Below are 16,785 nucleotides of genomic sequence, written 5' to 3'. Positions count from 1 at the left end.
GGCGGGCCCCCCCGCTGAGTCTAGTTTGTCTCGCGGCGGCGGGGCGGGGGGGGCGCTCGCCCCCCCCCCCCCCCGCGGCCTCCCCGCCCCCCCCACTACAGATGAAGCTTTACCGGTGAGGCCCCTTGCCGAGCATGGCTCGGCACTACAGGGAGCGGGCGTCAACCGGCCTTCGGCGTCAGCTTCAGCAGTTTCGCGTTGGCGCCATCCTCCAGCAGCCACAGGGCGCCGTCCGGGCCTTGCTCCACTTCGCGGATGCGGTTGCCCATGTCGAAGCGCTCGGCTTCGCGGGCCTTGTCGCCATCGAAGGCAACACGCACCAGCGATTTGGACGACAGCCCGCCAATGAAGCCGCTGCCCTGCCACTGCGGGAACAGTGCACCGTTGTAGATGATGAAGCCGGCCGGCGAGATCACCTGCCGCCAGGTCACCACCGGGGCGATGAACTCGGGGCGGGTGTCGTGGTCGGGGATGGTGCGGCCGTCGTAGTGGTCACCGTTGGAGACGATGGGGTAGCCATAGTTGCCGCCGCGCTGGATCAGGTTCAGCTCATCGCCGCCCTTCGGGCCCATCTCGTGTTCCCACAGTTTGCCGTTGGCGTCGAAGGCCAGTCCGAGCACGCTGCGATGGCCCAGCGACCATACCTGGTCAGCGGGCGAGCCCTGCGCTACGAAGGGATTGTCGGCCGGCACGCTGCCATCGTCGTTGAGACGGATGATTTTGCCCAGGTTGGTCTTCATGTCCTGCGCCGGGTCGAACTTCTGCCGTTCGCTGGAGCTGATCCACAACTTGCCGTCCGGGCCGAATGCCAGGCGGTGGCCGTAGTGGCCTCGGCCGCTGACCTTGGGCGTCTGCCGCCAGATCACCTGCGCGTCGCTCAACGTGCCGCTACCGTCGGCATTCAAGATCAGCTTGGCGCGGGCGACGGCCGCACCACGGGTGTCATCCGTGCCGTCTTCGGCATAGCTGTAATAGACCAGGCCATTGCTGGCGAATTGCGGATGGACAACAACATCCCCAAAGCCGCCCTGGCCGCCGTGGGCCACGGTGGGTACGCCGCTGATGTCGCCGCGCTTGCCGCTGGCCGGGCAGAAATGGACCAGCTTGCCGCCCTTCTCGGTGACCAGCAGACTGCCGTCGGGCAGGAAGGTCATCGCCCAGGGCTCGTTGAAGCGGGCGGCTTCGGTGGCGGTGAACGGCCACTGCGCGGGCTTCACGGCCGCTTCTGCTGCCGGGTCGGGGTCGGCCGCACAGGCGCTGGTGAACAGGGCGGGGGCCAGGGCCAGGGTCATGCTGAGCAGGAGGGTACGGGGCATGGAGGTCTCCGGAAGCGGTAAGCGATACCAGTGCAGGGTTTTACACCATGGCGACCGATGCTGCCCGTTCGGGGGATGGGCCTGCCGCATGGAATCGCTTACCGTAGCGGCCGAGTGCCCGCGGATACTGGGCTCGTGGTTCCACAAAAAAGGAGTTTTCATGACGAAACATCAGATCTATCGCCCGTCCGGCGCGTTCATTGCCGCTGCGTGGACGGCCTTGCTGCTGGGGGCGGTGGCGTATCTGGTTGGCCTGTTCAACGCCGAGATGCTGCTCAACGAGAAAGGCTATTACCTGACCCTGTTGCTGTTCGGCCTGTTCTCGGCGGTGTCGCTGCAGAAGAGCGTGCGTGACCGCCTGGAGAACATCCCGGTGAGCAGCCTGTATTACAGCCTGTGCTGGTTCGCACTGCTGTGTGCGCTGCTGTTGTTGCTGGTTGGCTTGTGGAACGCGACCCTGCTGCTGAGCGAGAAGGGCTTCTACGGCATGTCGTTCGCGTTGTCGCTGTTCGGCGCCGTGGCGGTGCAGAAGAACACCCGCGACGTGATGGCGGCCGACGCGGCCTACGACACCCCGCCGCTGCCGCCGCAGGAGTGAGTGAATGCCACTCCCGCCTATGGCGGGAGTGGCTGCAGCCGATCAGCTGTCGCTGCCCGGGTCCTGCTCCGGGTGCTGTGCCGTGTGCCGGGCGACGATGCCGGTTGCGGTGACACCGCCGGTGGCATTGCCGATGGTGCAGAACACGTCGGGGATGGTATCCACCGCCAGCAGCACGCCCAGCGGTTCCACCGGCAGGCCCAGGCTCTGGGTGATCGGCATGTTGTTGGTCATGAAGTTGGCCTGGCCGGGCAGGCCGGTCGAACCCATGCTGATCGCCGCTGCCAGCAACACCGCCACTGCGTACTGCGAGGCATGCACATCAATGCCGTACAGCCAGGCAATGAAGCTGGCCACGGCGATGTATTGCGCCGGGCTGGTGATGCGGAACAGCGATACCGCCATTGGCAGCACCAGCGAAGTGAGCGCCGGTGGGTAGCCCAGGCGGTTGCGTGCGCTGTCGATCATGGCCGGCAGCGAGGCCAGCGAGGACTGCGTGCTGCCGGCAATCACCTGTACCGGCACCAATGCGCGGGCAAAACGACCGAATGGCTCGCCGGCGGCGAAGCGGGCAACCAGGTACAGCAGCAGGGTGATCAGGATGTAGATCACGCACATCAGCACGATGTAATAGCCCAGCACGCCGATGATGCTCATGCCGACCTCGGCGCAGACCACGAAGACCAGCGCGAACACGCCCACCGGTGCCGCCCAAAGCACCCAGCGCACGATGGTGATCATGGTGTCGGCGATGATGCGGATGATGTCCAGGATGCGGTCGCGGCGTTCCGGTTCCTGCCGGCTCAGGGCAAAGCCGAAGAACATGGCGAAGGCCACCAGGGGCAGCATCGCGCTGGAGGCGGCTGCCGCCAGTGCATTGCTGGGAATCAGCGAGCTGATCCATTGCGCGGCGCTCAGCGGCGTCGCTGCGGTGGTCGGCGAGCGCAACGCGTCGCGGAAGGCCTGGATGTTGTCGGCGTCGCGTGGCAGCAGGTCCAGCAGGAACGGGGTGATCACCGCGGAGAAAGCGGCCGAGCCGACCAACAGGATCAGGAACACGATGATCGCGTTGCGGGCGGTACGCCCGGAGGCGGCGGCATTGCTGGCGGTATTGACGCCGACGATCACCAATGCGGTGACCAGGGGCACTACCGTCATCTGCAGCGCATTGAGCCAGAGTCGGCCGATCGGCCGCAGCACGTCGGCGATCTTCAGCGCCAGCGTCTGGTCGTAGGCGGTCAATGCCAGGCCGACGATGGCGGCCAGCACCAGCGCGATCAGCACCTTGACGGGCGCGGAGACCTTGGAAGTTTTTGCGGGTGCGCTGTCGGTCATGAAGAGAAGGTCTGGCTAAAGGAAGGGAAGATGCCTGGTAACGGAGAAATGCTCAACGAGTGGTTTCTGGAAGTGCGGGCAGATCCCAGCTGCGCTGCAGGCGCTGGTACTCGGCGTCGGGCAGCAGCACGAACAGCGGCTTGGCGTCGGGAGACAACCAAGCCAGCAAGGCCGACATGCGCGCTGGTTCCATTGCCGTGCAGCCGGCGGTCGCTTCGCCGGGCTGGCGCCACAGATGGGCGAAGATGCAGCTGCCCTGGCCAGGCACCGCACCTGGGTTGTGCTCGATGACGAAACCTTCGCGGTAACGGCGGTCGCCGTCGTTGTGCAGGTCCAGGCGCATGGCCTCGGTGGAACCCTTGACCGCGGCTTCGCCGACCTTGGCGGCATCGACGATCTGGTTGTACAGCGGCGAGGCAGGTACATCCATGCAGTAGCTGCTGGCCAGCATCGGTTGGTAGGGCATGGCGCTGCTGATGTGTTCGGCATAGCCGAAGGCCGGGCCGATAGCGAAGATGCCGGCCGGGCTGCGACCATCGCCTTCGCGCTTCTGCGGGCCATCTGCCTGTTGCGGGTGCACGCCCATGCCCCAGGCGCTGCCACTACGGCCGAGGCTGACATCGAAACCCGCGCCATGGGTTTTCCAGCCGCTGGCGGTGCGCTCGAAGGCCTGCAGGTGGCCATTGGGTGTGTCCCAGCCGGCAGAAGTGACCACGATCAGCTGGCGTGCTTCGCCCATGGGTGTGGCCAGCGGCACAGCGATGCTGACCGGGGCAATCAGCATCAATGCGCTGCCCAGCAGGTGACGGAAGTTTCGATGTAACAAGCTGAGCATGGCGCCGGCTCCTGGGTCAGTTGTCGATCAGATGCTGGATGCGTTCCTGGTTCAATGCCAGCTGCCGCTGCCGATCAGGATTGGTCTGGCACAGCAGTACGAACACGAAATCCAGCAGGTATTGCAGCGAACTGCGGTACAGCAGCTGCGCGATGGGGGGCTGCGGGTCATGCGCGCAGATGGCCAGTGCCGCATCGGCGTGTGCACGCAGGGGGTTGGCGGTGTGGCGGGTGATCGACACGACCTTGCCACCGACTTCCTGGAACTGCCGCGACAACTGCCACAGCTGTGGCAGCTTGCCGAACTCGGAGAACACCAGTAGCACGTCGCCGGGGCGGGCCGCCGAGAGGTTGGCGGTCATCAGGATGGGGTCGGCATGCTGCACGGTGAGGAAGCCGAGCAATGACAGGCGCATGGCGAATTCGCGCGCGTACAGGCCATCGTCACCGAGTCCGTAGATGAAGACCTTGGGCGCGGTATCGATCAAGCCGATGATGGCCTCGACATCGGCCTGCGGGTTGGCGGCCATCGTTTCTTCTTCGGCCGCCACTTTGGCGCGGCGCAGGGTCTCGGCGATCAGCAGGTAGCCGCCTGGCTGGTCTTCCGGTGGCCAACGGGTACTTTCGCCGTTGCCTGCGGCGGCGACGGCGGCGCCGACTGAATATTTCAGGTCCGGATAGCCTTTGAAGCCGAGCTTCTGGCTGAACTTGACCACGCTGGACTGGCTGATATCCAAGGCATTGGCAAGTTGCTGCGAGGAGTAGTCGCGCAGCAGGTGTGCGTTGTCGAGGATGAAGTCGGCGATGCGCCGTTCGATGGCCGACATCTGTTCGCGTTCGGAGCGGATTTTTACCAGAGGTGGCATGGGCGTATGGGTGTTTATCTGCTGATGACTTTAAGGGATTGCGCAAGCAAGCGGAGCAATGCGTCGTTCCCTCCCTTGCGCGCAGCGCAGGGGAGGGCCGGGGAGGGGGAGCTTCTGCTTTTGCTTCTGCTTTTGCTTTTGCTTTTGCTTTTGATTTTGCTTCTGCTGTTGCTCCAGCCCCCTCCCTTGCACGAAGTGCAGGGGAGGGTTGGGGAGGGGTAGCTGTTGCTGTTGCTGTTGCCTTTGATCTACCGGGGCCCCTTCCGCAGCGACGGAGCTGGCAGATAGGACCCCGAACGGGGCGACGCACAGGGATGTGCGTCGTTTTTCGACGATACAGGGATGTATCGTCGAAAAATCCTGCCAGCGGAGTGGACCTGGAGCGCGCAGCGCGGAAGGCGCGGAGGCAGGGTGTGCTTGACCAGCCATTCGGCTGTTGAAAAGGCGCCTCGTTGGGCCACGTTCCTTTGCACAAGCAAACAAAGGTGCGCTCGCGCCCCGAAGGAGGGTGAAAGCTTTTGATTCTGGTTTTGCCGTTGCCGTTGCAGCTGCTTTGGAGGTGCCAAAGGGCAAGTCAAAGTCAAAGCAAGGGCTTTCACTCCCCTTCGGGGAGCGAGTTACTTTTCTTTGCTTGTGCAAAGAAAAGCTAACCAAAAGAAAGCACACGCTGCCTACGCGCCCACGACGCTGCGCGTCGCGGGTCCACTCCGCCGCCGGGATTTTTCGACGAGACGTCCCTGTCTCGTCGAAAAACGACGTGCATCCATGCACGTCGCCCCTGCGGGGTCCTGTCCGGCGGCTGCGTCGTTGCGGAAGGGGACCCGGTGGGGCAAAAGCTGGAGCAACAGCAACAGCAACAGCAACAGCAGAAGCCGGAGCCGGAGCCGGAGCCGGAGCCGGAGCCGGAGCAGAAGCAGAAGCAGAAGCAGAAGCAGAAGCAAAAGCAGAAGCAAAAGCAGAAGCTACCCCTCCCCGACCCTCCCCTGCGCTGCGCGCAAGGGAGGGGGCGACAGCCGAAGCTGAAGCCAGCTTCATGCGTTGATAGGGGCGCTCCTGCCAAAACAAAACAGCACCGGGCTTTGCCGGTGCTGTTGTTTGCGCATGCGCGATCACGGCGGCGGCAACCGAGGAGAGACCGGTTGCCGCCTGCGTGATCACGGCTTGATCATCTCCAGCCCGCGCACCTCGATGATGCCCAGGCCCGGCGCGTCGGTAATGCTGATCTCCGATTCATTGAAGATCACACCACCCACCACCGGATTGAACTGGCTCAACGACGGCCCGTCCAGATCCACCTTGCTGATAGCGCCTGATTTGGCCACGCCCAGATGCACTGCTGCCGCCACGCTGATGCTGGATTCCAGCATGCAGCCGATCATGCACGGCACGCCGTACAACGAAGCGATATCTGCAATCTTGATTGCATTGGAAATGCCGCCGGTCTTCATCAGCTTGATGTTGATGATGTCGGCCGCCCCCTGCTGGATCAGGTCGAACACCTGGTGCGGGCTGAACACGCTCTCGTCGGCCATCACCGGTGTGTTGACGCGCTCGGTGACGTACTTCATGCCGGCGATGTCCGCTGCCTTCACCGGTTGTTCCAGTAGCTCCAGTACGACGCCGGCGTTCTCCAGTACGTTCATCGCGTACACCGCCTGCTTGGCGGTCCAGCCCTGGTTGGCATCCAGGCGCAACAGTGCGCGGCCTTCAACGGCAGCGTGGATGGCCTTGACCCGTTCGATGTCCAGGCCGATGTCCTTGCCGACCTTGATCTTCAGCGACTCGAAGCCGCGCTCCACCGCTGACAGCGAATCGGCCACCATCTTGTCGATGTAGTCGACGCTGATGGTGATGTCGGTGGTGATCACCGGGTCGCCGCCGCCCAGCATCTGGTACAGCGGTGCCTTGTGCAGCTGTGCCCACAGATCGTAGATGGCGATTTCCACCGCCGCCTTGGCGCTGGTGTTGCGCTCCAGCGAGGTCTGGATCAGCCCGCAGATGCGGTTGAGGTTGCTGATGTCCTCGCCGATCAGGCGGGGCTTGATGAAGGTGTTGATGGCTTCGATGATCGAGCCGTGGGTGTCGCCGGTGATCACCGCGGTGGCCGGCGCCTCGCCGTAACCGGTGTGGCCAGTGTCGGTGCGTACCATCACCACGATGTCTTCCACCGTTTCCACGGTACGCAGCGCGGTCTTGAACGGGGTTTTCAGCGGCACGCGGAGCATGCCAAGTTCGATGTCGGTGATCTTCATTTGGTGTCTTGCAGGCGGATGCGCTGGATGTTGGTCATGCGTTCGATATAGCTGGCGGTGTCGCTGGCCATCATCGGCTGCAGTGGGGTCACCGATACGCCGTTGAGGCTGGCATGCACGCGCTTGCCGCTGGCATCGAACCAGCTGCCACCGGACGTATCGTGGATCACCCAGGTCATGCCATTGGCTTCGCCGAGCATCATCATCACGTGGCCGGGGATGTACACCAGGTCACCGACCTGCAGCTTGGCGATGGCCTCGTTGCGTTTGGCCTTGCTGTCCTTGTCGGTGAACGGCACGCGGTTCAAGGCCGGGCTGATTGCCTGCGCGCTGGTATTGCGCGGCAGCAGCACGCCGAAGCTGCGGTAGATCTCGGAGACGAAGCCGCTGCAATCGCGGGTGTCATAGGAATGACCCCAGCCATAGCGTTCGCCAAGGAACTTGAAGGCCTGGGTGATCAGGTTGGCCTGGGTCAGTGGCAGGTAATCGCTGGACGATTCCTGCGAGCGCGGCAGCAGCGCAGGCACCAGTGCGAGGCTGCCGTCGTCATTGCGCACCGGTAGCTGGATCACATGGCCGCCATGCGCCTGCTGACCGTTGACCGGGTCCATGGCCGGCCAGTCGGCCAGCACCGGCACGCGCACGCCCATTTCCAACTGCAGGTCGGAGACGCGCGGCTCTTCCGGGGTGTGTGCGGTGAACGCCTTGCCGGCGGTGATCACCCGATACGGGCCGCTGGCACCGTAGCCGAATACCTGTTCGGCGCTGCCGATGCCGACGAAGCGCTTTTCCATCCATGCCGCATAGCGTTCGCTGGCGACGAATACCCACTTGCCGTCGGCGCTCTCATGCAGCACCGCCACGGCGTCGCCGGGGAACAGCGCCGACTCCTGGAAGCGGTCGATATCGGTATCGCCCTGGCTGCTGAATACGCGCAGCTCGGTGGGGAAGGCGCGCAGCGCGGCGCGGTGTACCACCAGGCCGTACTGGATCGGGCGCGTGGCCGGGATCGCATCCAGGCTGAGGTTGGCGGTCACCGCTTGCAGCTGGGCTGGAGTGACCAGCTTGCCATGGACATCGTACAGGGGGCGGCTCGGGGCCTTGGAAATGCCGTTGATCTGCTCGCGGACCAGTACTTGTGGCAGTAGCGTGGGTAGCTTGTGCAGGTCGATGATGGAAGCATCAAGCTGGCGCATGCGGGCGTTCTGCGCATCGATGGCGGCGCGGTCCAGGATCACCGCGTCGGCATTGGGCAGCTTGCTGATCCAGGGCTGCGGCGTCAGCAGGGCTTCTTCCAGGCCGATGATGCCGGCATAAGTGGGAGCAATCGCGGCCACGGGGGCCCGCGACAGCGCGAAAGCCGGCCCGGCGCACACTGCCGTGGCAAGGATCAAAGCCCGCGCCAGCGGGGCAAAGCGTCGGCGCTGGGATAGCGGCGGCAAAGCAAGCATTGGGAAGCTCCCCTCGTTGATGCTCAGGAATACTTATTCCTTTCGCCTTCGAAAGCAAGAATAAATTATTGACCCGCTGTCGGGTGCGTGTTACACAGCGTTAACCACCCTGCACGTGGAAGTGTTGCCGTGGCTTCAAACGCCGATTCTGCCCGCTTTGCCCGCGTACCGTTCGCCCGCAAGGTCCTCGCCTCTGCCCTGTGCATGGGCCTGGCCTGGATCGCCCATGCCGGTGAGGCGCCATCGACGGCGTTGCCCGAGTTGGTAGCGCGCGTGGACCGTGGCGATTTTGCCGGCGCGGAGGCTGAAATCGACAAGGCGCTGGCCGCGCCCGCTACCGATGCCGACAGCCGCGCCGCCTACCTGTTCCAGCGTGAGCGCATGCGCCGTATCCGCCTGGATTTCACTCTGGACGAAGCGCAGGCCAAGGCGACGGTGCGCAAGTCGGTCCCCGATCTGCGCGACGAGGAGTTCAAGGCCTGGGACGACGCCGGCCTGATCGAGCATCTGGACATCGACGGCCAGCGTCGCTGGTTCAAGCGCGCCCCCAATAATCTGTTCCTGTTCAGTGCCGAGGCTTCCAACCGGCGGCCGCCGGAGAAGCGTGTTTCCCGGCCCGGTCCTTATGAGCGACTCGGCTCGCACCATCTGGAGGTGATCCAGGCATCGGAGCAGGCCGGCCAGACCAGCATCAGCCCGCGCCGCGTGCGTATCACCCAGTCCATCAAGGTCGATGCCGATGCAGTGCCGGCGGGAAAAACCGTGCGCGCCTGGCTGCCGTATCCGCGTTCGATACCCGGCCAGCAGGAAAACATCCAATGGCTGTCCAGCGTGCCGCAGGGCGCACAGATCGCACCCGAAGACACCTTGCAGCGCACCGCCTATCTTGAGCGCAAGGCCGTAGCCGGCACGCCGACCGAATTCTCGGTCAGCTACGAGCTCACCATTTCCGCGCGCCGCTTCATCATCGACCCGGACAAGGTGCTGCCCACGCCGCGGGACCCGGCGCTTGCGCCCTATCTGGCCGAGCGCGCACCGCATGTGGTGTTCACCCCGGCCATGCGGGAGTTCTCGCGCAAGGCGGTGGGCAATGAAACCAATCCCTACCGCGTCGCCAAGAAGTTGTTCGACGCGGTGGATGCGATTCCGTGGGGCGGCGCCCGCGAGTACTCGACGATCAGCAATATTTCCGATTACGCATTGCATGCAGGGCACGCCGATTGCGGCCAGCAGACCTTGCTGCTGATCTCGCTGCTGCGCATGAACGGTATCCCGGCGCGTTGGCAGTCGGGCATGGTGTATTCGGATAACGAGGTCGGTTACAACAACCTGCACGATTGGGGCGCGCTCTATCTTGCGCCCTACGGCTGGGTGCCGATGGATGTAAGCACGGGTGCACTGGACAGCGACCAGCCCGAACAACGCAATTTCTATTTCGGCGGGCTGGATGCCTACCGCATCGCGTTCAACGATGACTACTCACGCGCGTTCGTGCCTGCCAAGCAGCACTTCCGTTCGGAGACCGTTGATCTGCAACGAGGTGAGGTTGAGTGGGAAGGGGGGAACCTTTACTTCAACCAGTGGCAATACGACTTCCAGTCGCAGGTTCTGGCGCCGGAGTCCAAGTAATAGAACGTCGTAACCGTTGTCTTACTTATCGATTTACATCTGCAGGAGAGAGCAGGGGATGAACAGGAAAATGTTGAAAAGGGCGGCGCTGACCGTCGCATTGGGTGCCTGTCTCGGCGTGATGGCGCCGAGCGTGATGGCACAGAGTGCGAACGGTGCGATTGCCGGCCGCGCAAACTCCGGTGACCAGATCACCGTGGTGAACAAAGCGACGGGTTTGACCCGTACCGTAACCGTGGGCGCTGACGGCTCGTATCGCCTGAGCCAGCTGCCGGTGGGCGACTACAGCCTGCAGGTCAAGCGGGACGGGGAAGTCGACAAGGAGCCGGTGGCGGTCAACGTGTCGCTGGGCGGCACCACCAATGTCAATCTGGGTGGTGGATCGAGCAGCGCTGTTACCCTGGACTCTGTCCAGGTTGTCGGCTCCAAGATCGTCAATCGCGTGGACGTGTACTCCACGGAGTCCTCCTTCAACATCAACCGCGAAGATCTCGCGCGCATGCCGGTGCCGCAGGATCTGACTTCGGTGGCGATGCTCGCGCCGGGTGTGATCGCCGGTAACTCGTCGTTTGGTGGTATCTCGTTCGGTGGCTCCTCGGTGGCCGAGAACTCGATCTTCATCAACGGCTTGAACGTTACCGATTTCTACAAGCGGCAGAGCTTCTCCAGCGCGCCGTTCGCGTTCTTCGAAGAATTCCAGATCAAGACCGGTGGCTATTCTGCCGAGTTCGGTCGTTCCACCGGCGGCGTGATCAACGCGGTCAGCCGCTCGGGCAGCAATGAACTCAAGGGCGGTGTATCGGTCACCTTCGAACCCTCTGCCTTCCGTTCGAAGGCCGATGATCACTATTACAAGGATGGCCGGACCAACGTCCGCTCCAGCCACGACAGCCGCAGCTTCACCAAGACCAATGGCTGGGCGTCGGGCCCGCTGGTAAAGGACAAGCTGTTCCTGTTCGCCATGTATGAGCAGCGCGACACCAACTCCGGCAACACCAATGCCGCAGGCAACAGCTGGACAAAGGCCGAGTCAAACAACGGCTTCTGGGGTACCAAGCTGGATTGGAACATCAGTGACAACCATCTTCTGGAGGCGATGGCGTTCTCCGACAAGGGCGATGTTGATTCCGAGATCTATACCTATGATTTCGCCAATTCGACCATCGGCAGCGGTGCGCCGAGTCAGTCCACCGCTTCCAGTGGCGGCACCAGTGGTTCGCTGACCTATACCGGCCATTTCGGTGACAACTTCACCGCCAAGGCGATGTACGGCATCAATCGCAGCAGCAGCTACAACCGCTCGCCGGCCGACTCGCTTTGCGACTACGTTACCTACGAGAACGCCAGCTATGGCGCGACCTATCGTGCGATGGGCAGCCCGGTGCTGGGCTGCCATCCTGGCGGTACGGTCGTCGACCATGAAGATGAGCGCATCGCCAAGCGCCTGGACTTCGAGTGGGTGCTGGGCGACCACCAGCTGCGGTTCGGCTGGGATCACGAGCTGATGACCACTGATCGCAAGACGAAGTACCCGGGCCCTACCCGCAAGTACTACACCGCCTATGGCACCAAGCCGGGCAATCTGCTGGATAACGGCGCGGTTGTGCCGGGTGGCGTGAACGCCATCCTGCGTGCGCGTGAGCGTGCCGACGGTGGTGTATTCGATATCAAGGCCAGCGCGTTCTACCTGGAAGACAACTGGAGTGTCACCCCGCACCTGATGCTGAACCTCGGCGTGCGCATGGACAACTTCGAGAACATGACCACGGTGGGGACCACCTTCACCAAGCAGGACAACCTGTTCTCGCCGCGTCTTGGCTTCTCGTGGGACATGAAGGGTGATGGCAGCACCAAGCTGTTTGGTAATCTCGGCCGTTATTACATGCCGATTCCGAGCATCCTGAGCTACAACTTCGCTGGCGGTCTGCTCGATGAGTACACCTACTACGCGCTGGATGGCTGGCGCCAGGAAACCAACCCTGTCACCGGTGCGCCGTACATGGCGCCGATCATCGGATCCCAGATCGGGCCGGTTGATCAGTCGCAGAACATCGCGGTGCAGGACCTGCGCCAGAGCGTGGATCGCGACCTGGATGCGGTCTACCAGGACGAAGCGATCCTCGGCTTCCAGTCCATGATCAACCAGGCCTGGTCGTGGGGTGTCACCGGTACCTACCGGCGCATGCCCAATGCGATGGATGACATGCGCATCAATGCGCTGTGCGGCAAGCGGCATGGCAATTTGTGGCCGATCGCCAACCCCGGTGACAAGCTCACCTTGTGGGGTACCAAGGCACAGGGCTGCGCGGAAGATGGCTGGGTCACGATCGATACCTCCAAGGAGGGCTACATCATGGCCGGCAGCGAGAAGATCATCGGTTACTCCAAGCCCAAGCGCACCTACAAGTCGATCGAGCTGCAGGTCGACCGCGCGTGGGACGACAAGTGGGCGTTCAATGCCTCCTACCTGTGGTCCAAGTCGTCGGGCAACCACGAGGGCCCGGTCAACTCGGATACCAACTACGCCGACACCGGCATGGTCCAGCACTGGGATCACCCCGCCAACAACCAGCGCTACGGCGATCTGTTCAACGACCACCGTCACCAGATCAAGCTGCGCGCCAGCTACAAGCTCAACGAAATGTGGTCGTTCGGCAGCACCTTCACCGCGCTGTCCGGTGGCCCGATCACTGCGTTTGGTGTGACCTGGCCGGATGAAAATGCCGCGATTGCCAGCTATACCAGTACGGGCAGTGGTGGCGGTACCGGTTGGCTGTGCGTGGACAAGTGTGCTGGACCGTGGCAAGACCGCGTTTACAGGTATTCACCGCGCGGTGATTTCGGCCGCATGCCATGGACCTACAACCTGGGTGCAACCGTAACCTGGACGCTGCCGGTCGAAGGCATCGACCTGAAGGCCAGCCTGTCGGTCTACAACCTGATCAATACACAGGAAGTGATCAACGTGGCTGCCCGCTACGAAGGCCAGCCGGGTGTCATGCGTGACACCTTTGGTACCGGTACCCGTTGGCAGGCGCCGCGTTATGCGCAGCTGATGGTCAACTGGAACTTCTGATGTAGTGTATGAGGACGGCCCGCTTCGGCGGGCCGTTCGCTTTTGTGGGGAAAGATGACGATGCGACTGAAGCTGCTGTTGTCCGCTGCTGCCATGCTGCTGGCGAATCCTCTGTTCGCGGCAGATGCCGATAGAGGCCGCATGGATGTTCTGGTTGACCAGGCGATGCATCGCTATCAGCTACCCGGCATCGCCGTGGGCGTGATCGAGGATGGCAAGGTGGTCCGGCGTATCACCCGCGGCGAACTTGCCGTGGGCGAGGGCGCCGCAATCAACGACGACAGCCTGTTCAAGATCGCCTCCAACACCAAGGCGATGACCGCAGCGGTGCTCGCGCGCTTGGTGCAGGCCGGCAAGCTGCGTTGGGATGATCCGGTCACCAGGTACCTGCCGCAGTTCCGCATGCAGGACCCATGGGTGACGCGCAACATGCAGGTGCGCGATCTGCTGATCCACAACAGCGGCCTCGGCCTGGGCGCAGGCGACCTGATGCTGTGGCCCGAACCGAACAACTTTGATCGCCAGGACATCATTGCCGGCCTCGCCCACCTGAAGCCGACCGGCAGCTTCCGTAGCGCGTATGCCTACGACAACCTCATGTATGTGGTGGCCGGCGAAGTCGCCGCAGCTGCGGGTGGAAAACCGTACTCGCAGCTGGTGCGCGAGGAAATCTTCCAGCCGCTGGGCATGCAGCGTTGCCAGGTAGGCACATGGTCACCGGCGGCGCTTGGCAATGTTGCCCAGCCGCATCATCGCGACGGCAAGCGCAACGTCGCTGCCGAGCGCGATCCTGCACAGGTCACCGATTTCCCATCGATGGCTGCCGGCGGTATCCGTTGCAGCCTCAACGACATGCTGCGCTGGATGCAGGTGCTGCTGGACCCGGCACAGGCGCCGGGCTGGCTGGACGCAGGCCAGCGGCGTGCGCTATGGACCGCGCATATGCCGATGCCGATCAGCCAACGCCTGCGCGACTGGGACAACACGCACTTCTACGCCTATGGCTATGGCTGGCGTCTGTCGGATATGGATGGGCAGTGGAAGGTCGCGCATACCGGCACCTTGTCCGGCATGTATTCCTCGCTGGCCTTGCTGCCGGATCTCAAGACCGGCGTGGTGATCCTGATCAACGGTGAAGGCGAAGACGCACGCACGGCGCTGATGCAGGCCATGCTCAAGCATTACACCGCACCGGCCGCGGACAATGACGTGCTGCATTACGCCAGGTTGATTGACGATGCTGCCGCGCAGCGCCGTTCGGCAGGGCATGTGCGCCCCGCATTGCCGGATGCACGCCCGGCCACGCCGGCCGAGTTCGGCAGCAAGGCTGGCGTCTGGCGAGATCCGTGGTTCGGCGAGGTGTCCTTGTGCCCGCGTGATGGCAAGCTGCAGTTTGCCTCGCTCAAATCACCGCGCATGAGCGGGCAGGTGATGCGCGCCGGTGAGCGTTGGTATGTGGCCTGGCAGGGGTTGGGCGAAGATGCCGACGCCTGGCTGGACTTTTCCGGCGACGCACAACACCCGCTGCTGCACCTGCGCGCCATCGACCCGGATATCGACTTCAGCTATGACTACCCCGATCTGGAATTCCAACGCCATGGCGATTGCCACTAAATCGCTGCCGTTGTTGCTGGCACTGTTGCCGCTCACCGCGGCTGCCCAGCAGGTGCAGGTATCAGCGGCAAAGACGCCGGCACAGGCCGGCATCGTCGATGTCACCGCGCTGGCCCCGGACATCGCCCTGGACATCCGCTACGCCGGCACCGACAACTTCACCGGTCGCGTCGTGCCTGGCTATGAAGCGCCGCGCTGTTATCTGCTGCAGCCGGCGGCGCAGGCCTTGGCGCGGGTGCAGCGCGGGCTGCGTGCGCAGGGCTATCGATTGCAGGTGTTTGACTGCTACCGGCCGGTGCACGCGGTGACCTCGTTCGTCAGCTGGGTACACGATGCCCAGGATCAGATCGCCAAGCAGCGCTATTACCCCAACATCGACAAGAGCCGCCTGCTCGATGGCTACATCGCCGAAACCTCGGGCCATAGCCGGGCGGCGACGGTGGACCTGGGCGTGCTGGATTGCCGCAGCATGCCTTGCACCGCCTTGGACATGGGCACCGGCTTCGACCGTTTCGATGTGCTGGCGCATACCGCCAATCCCGATATCAGTACGTTGCAGAAGCAGAACCGGCAGCTGCTGCTGGATGCGATGCAGGCGCAGGGTTTTGCCAACTATCCAATGGAATGGTGGCATTACACCTTCAAGCCCGAGCCCACGCCGACCACGGCCTATGACTTCCCGGTGCGTTGAGCGGCGCAGGGGCAGGTAGACTGCGGGTCCCCGAATGGACCGCACCGCACCGATGAATCTGGTTCTGCATTACGGACTGCTGGGCTCGCTGGAGGCGGGCTTGATTGCCCTGGCCGTTGGCTTCGTGGTGTTCGCGCTGTGGTGGCAGGTGTGCCGCCGTATGGGATTGCGTAACGGTCACGCCATCGCCTACGCAAGCCTGATGGCAGCGGCCATCGCCGCAGGTGTCGATGGCTGGAAGCTTTTCTCGCTGGGTATGGTGAACCTGCAGTCACCGCTGTACGCCAAATTGGCCCTGGCTTCGATCCATGATCCGGACCAGTTGGGTCCGCGCGTGCTGCTGGAACTGATCGGGGTAGCGATTGGCGTCGGCCTGGGTTGGTTGTTGTTCAGTTCGCGGCAACCCCTGGCTGGTACTACGCATGAGCATTGAGTGGCCATGATCGTGCGGATAGGCGCGATGGCTGGAACGCTCTAATCCCGGGCTTACGTTCGCTTCATTCACGACTAACGAGGGCGGTAACCGCTGTTTGAGCGGAAGTGGTTAACAGGATGTTCTTCGCGGTTTTGCAGGGTGCAAGCGATTCAGTCGCTGCTTGTCAGGGTGGAGGCGTGCGGAGTTTCCGCGCTTTAGCCAACACACGAGGAAGACCTGATGACCGTACGTAATCGCACTCCGCTGTTCGCCCTGGTTGCCATCGTAGGTTCCGCGCTCGCATTGCCGGCCATGGCGCAGGATGCACAGGATCAGGCCGCCGCCGCGCAGGCACAGGCTGCACAGGCGCAGGATTCGGCAGAACAGGCGCAGAACGCTGCTGCCAGTGCATCGAGCAGCGCCGCCAAGGCATCGGCAGCCGCCGGCGGTGGGCAGAGTTGGGCCGACGTGGATGCCGATGGCGATGGTGCCATCACCAAGACAGAGTCGCAGGCCAACGCCGGCCTGGCGCAGGTGTTCGACGAAGCCGATGGCAACAAGGATGGCAAGTTGACACCGGAGGAGTACCGGGCTTATGCGGCTGCGCATAAGAAGTAATTGGTAACCGGGTAGTGCTCGAAGAGCACCCCTCCCCAACCCTCCCCGGCGCTATGCGCAAGGGAGGGGTTGGAAGAAGCGGCATTGCGC

Annotated in this window: 13 protein-coding genes; 7 read left to right on the top strand and 6 right to left on the bottom strand. The window is 63.2% G+C overall.

All coding sequences use genetic code 11. The features are described from left to right. Positions 1 to 161 precede the first annotated feature (161 nt). Positions 162 to 1,316, bottom strand: coding sequence for a PQQ-dependent sugar dehydrogenase (locus tag ACVOLQ_RS09880; RefSeq protein ID WP_481527861.1), 1,155 nt, complete (start codon positions 1,314 to 1,316; stop codon positions 162 to 164). 160 nt (positions 1,317 to 1,476) lie between these two features. Here ACVOLQ_RS09880 and yiaA point away from each other — a divergent pair, with 160 nt between their 5' ends. Continuing rightward, positions 1,477 to 1,914 carry an inner membrane protein YiaA gene (yiaA, locus tag ACVOLQ_RS09875; RefSeq protein WP_481527860.1) on the top strand — a complete coding sequence of 146 codons (438 nt, stop codon included), beginning with the start codon at positions 1,477 to 1,479 and terminating at the stop codon, positions 1,912 to 1,914. 42 nt (positions 1,915 to 1,956) lie between these two features. On the opposite strand, the gene ACVOLQ_RS09870 is transcribed toward yiaA, so the two are convergent. The 5 genes from ACVOLQ_RS09870 to ACVOLQ_RS09850 form a co-directional block, all read right to left on the bottom strand. Next, on the bottom strand, positions 1,957 to 3,249 hold the full coding sequence (locus tag ACVOLQ_RS09870; protein WP_313171059.1) for a dicarboxylate/amino acid:cation symporter: 1,293 nt from the start codon (positions 3,247 to 3,249) through the stop codon (positions 1,957 to 1,959). A 52-nt stretch (positions 3,250 to 3,301) separates the two neighbouring features. Continuing rightward, positions 3,302 to 4,033: a L,D-transpeptidase family protein gene (locus ACVOLQ_RS09865; RefSeq protein WP_481527864.1), complete on the bottom strand. Its 732-nt coding sequence runs from the start codon at positions 4,031 to 4,033 to the stop codon at positions 3,302 to 3,304. Positions 4,034 to 4,100: 67 nt separating this feature from the next. Next, positions 4,101 to 4,949, bottom strand: coding sequence for a MurR/RpiR family transcriptional regulator (locus ACVOLQ_RS09860; protein ID WP_481527859.1), 849 nt, complete (start codon positions 4,947 to 4,949; stop codon positions 4,101 to 4,103). A gap of 1,154 nt (positions 4,950 to 6,103) precedes the next feature. Next, a complete protein-coding gene (locus tag ACVOLQ_RS09855; RefSeq protein ID WP_313171055.1) occupies positions 6,104 to 7,201 on the bottom strand; it encodes a dipeptide epimerase in 1,098 nt (365 codons plus the stop codon). Beyond that, the gene (locus ACVOLQ_RS09850; protein ID WP_481527858.1) at positions 7,198 to 8,652 is read right to left on the bottom strand and encodes a C40 family peptidase; all 1,455 of its coding nucleotides are present in this window, start codon (positions 8,650 to 8,652) and stop codon (positions 7,198 to 7,200) included. Before ACVOLQ_RS09850 ends, ACVOLQ_RS09855 begins: the two co-directional genes overlap by 4 nt. 204 nt (positions 8,653 to 8,856) lie before the next feature. Here ACVOLQ_RS09850 and ACVOLQ_RS09845 point away from each other — a divergent pair, with 204 nt between their 5' ends. The 6 genes from ACVOLQ_RS09845 (at position 8,857) to ACVOLQ_RS09820 (ending at position 16,695) form a co-directional block, all read left to right on the top strand. Next, positions 8,857 to 10,281, top strand: coding sequence for a transglutaminase-like domain-containing protein (locus tag ACVOLQ_RS09845; RefSeq protein WP_481527863.1), 1,425 nt, complete (start codon positions 8,857 to 8,859; stop codon positions 10,279 to 10,281). A 58-nt stretch (positions 10,282 to 10,339) separates the two neighbouring features. Beyond that, positions 10,340 to 13,357 carry a TonB-dependent receptor gene (locus ACVOLQ_RS09840; protein WP_481527857.1) on the top strand — a complete coding sequence of 1,006 codons (3,018 nt, stop codon included), beginning with the start codon at positions 10,340 to 10,342 and terminating at the stop codon, positions 13,355 to 13,357. A 60-nt stretch (positions 13,358 to 13,417) separates the two neighbouring features. Continuing rightward, positions 13,418 to 14,971: a serine hydrolase domain-containing protein gene (locus ACVOLQ_RS09835; protein ID WP_481527856.1), complete on the top strand. Its 1,554-nt coding sequence runs from the start codon at positions 13,418 to 13,420 to the stop codon at positions 14,969 to 14,971. Beyond that, entirely contained in the window at positions 14,955 to 15,662 is a 708-nt protein-coding gene (locus ACVOLQ_RS09830; RefSeq protein ID WP_481527855.1) for a M15 family metallopeptidase, read from the top strand. The genes ACVOLQ_RS09835 and ACVOLQ_RS09830 overlap by 17 nt, the downstream gene beginning before the upstream one ends. Positions 15,663 to 15,714: 52 nt before the next feature. Beyond that, complete coding sequence (locus ACVOLQ_RS09825) at positions 15,715 to 16,095, top strand: hypothetical protein (protein ID WP_481527854.1); 381 nt, start codon at positions 15,715 to 15,717, stop codon at positions 16,093 to 16,095. 222 nt (positions 16,096 to 16,317) lie between these two features. Next, entirely contained in the window at positions 16,318 to 16,695 is a 378-nt protein-coding gene (locus ACVOLQ_RS09820; RefSeq protein WP_313171043.1) for an EF-hand domain-containing protein, read from the top strand. Positions 16,696 to 16,785: the final 90 nt, after the last annotated feature.

The organism is Stenotrophomonas sp. STEN031 (genome assembly GCF_056759975.1).
This window is presented reverse-complemented; position numbering and strand designations above follow the sequence as displayed.

Coding starts and splice junctions, on each gene's coding strand:
- ACVOLQ_RS09880 (WP_481527861.1), bottom strand. CDS start 1,316: ATGCCCCGTACCCTCCTGCTCAGCATGACCCTGGCCCTGGCCCCCGCC.
- yiaA (WP_481527860.1), top strand. CDS start 1,477: ATGACGAAACATCAGATCTATCGCCCGTCCGGCGCGTTCATTGCCGCT.
- ACVOLQ_RS09870 (WP_313171059.1), bottom strand. CDS start 3,249: ATGACCGACAGCGCACCCGCAAAAACTTCCAAGGTCTCCGCGCCCGTC.
- ACVOLQ_RS09865 (WP_481527864.1), bottom strand. CDS start 4,033: ATGCTGATTGCCCCGGTCAGCATCGCTGTGCCGCTGGCCACACCCATG.
- ACVOLQ_RS09860 (WP_481527859.1), bottom strand. CDS start 4,949: ATGCCACCTCTGGTAAAAATCCGCTCCGAACGCGAACAGATGTCGGCC.
- ACVOLQ_RS09855 (WP_313171055.1), bottom strand. CDS start 7,201: ATGAAGATCACCGACATCGAACTTGGCATGCTCCGCGTGCCGCTGAAA.
- ACVOLQ_RS09850 (WP_481527858.1), bottom strand. CDS start 8,652: ATGCTTGCTTTGCCGCCGCTATCCCAGCGCCGACGCTTTGCCCCGCTG.
- ACVOLQ_RS09845 (WP_481527863.1), top strand. CDS start 8,857: ATGGGCCTGGCCTGGATCGCCCATGCCGGTGAGGCGCCATCGACGGCG.
- ACVOLQ_RS09840 (WP_481527857.1), top strand. CDS start 10,340: ATGAACAGGAAAATGTTGAAAAGGGCGGCGCTGACCGTCGCATTGGGT.
- ACVOLQ_RS09835 (WP_481527856.1), top strand. CDS start 13,418: ATGCGACTGAAGCTGCTGTTGTCCGCTGCTGCCATGCTGCTGGCGAAT.
- ACVOLQ_RS09830 (WP_481527855.1), top strand. CDS start 14,955: ATGGCGATTGCCACTAAATCGCTGCCGTTGTTGCTGGCACTGTTGCCG.
- ACVOLQ_RS09825 (WP_481527854.1), top strand. CDS start 15,715: ATGAATCTGGTTCTGCATTACGGACTGCTGGGCTCGCTGGAGGCGGGC.
- ACVOLQ_RS09820 (WP_313171043.1), top strand. CDS start 16,318: ATGACCGTACGTAATCGCACTCCGCTGTTCGCCCTGGTTGCCATCGTA.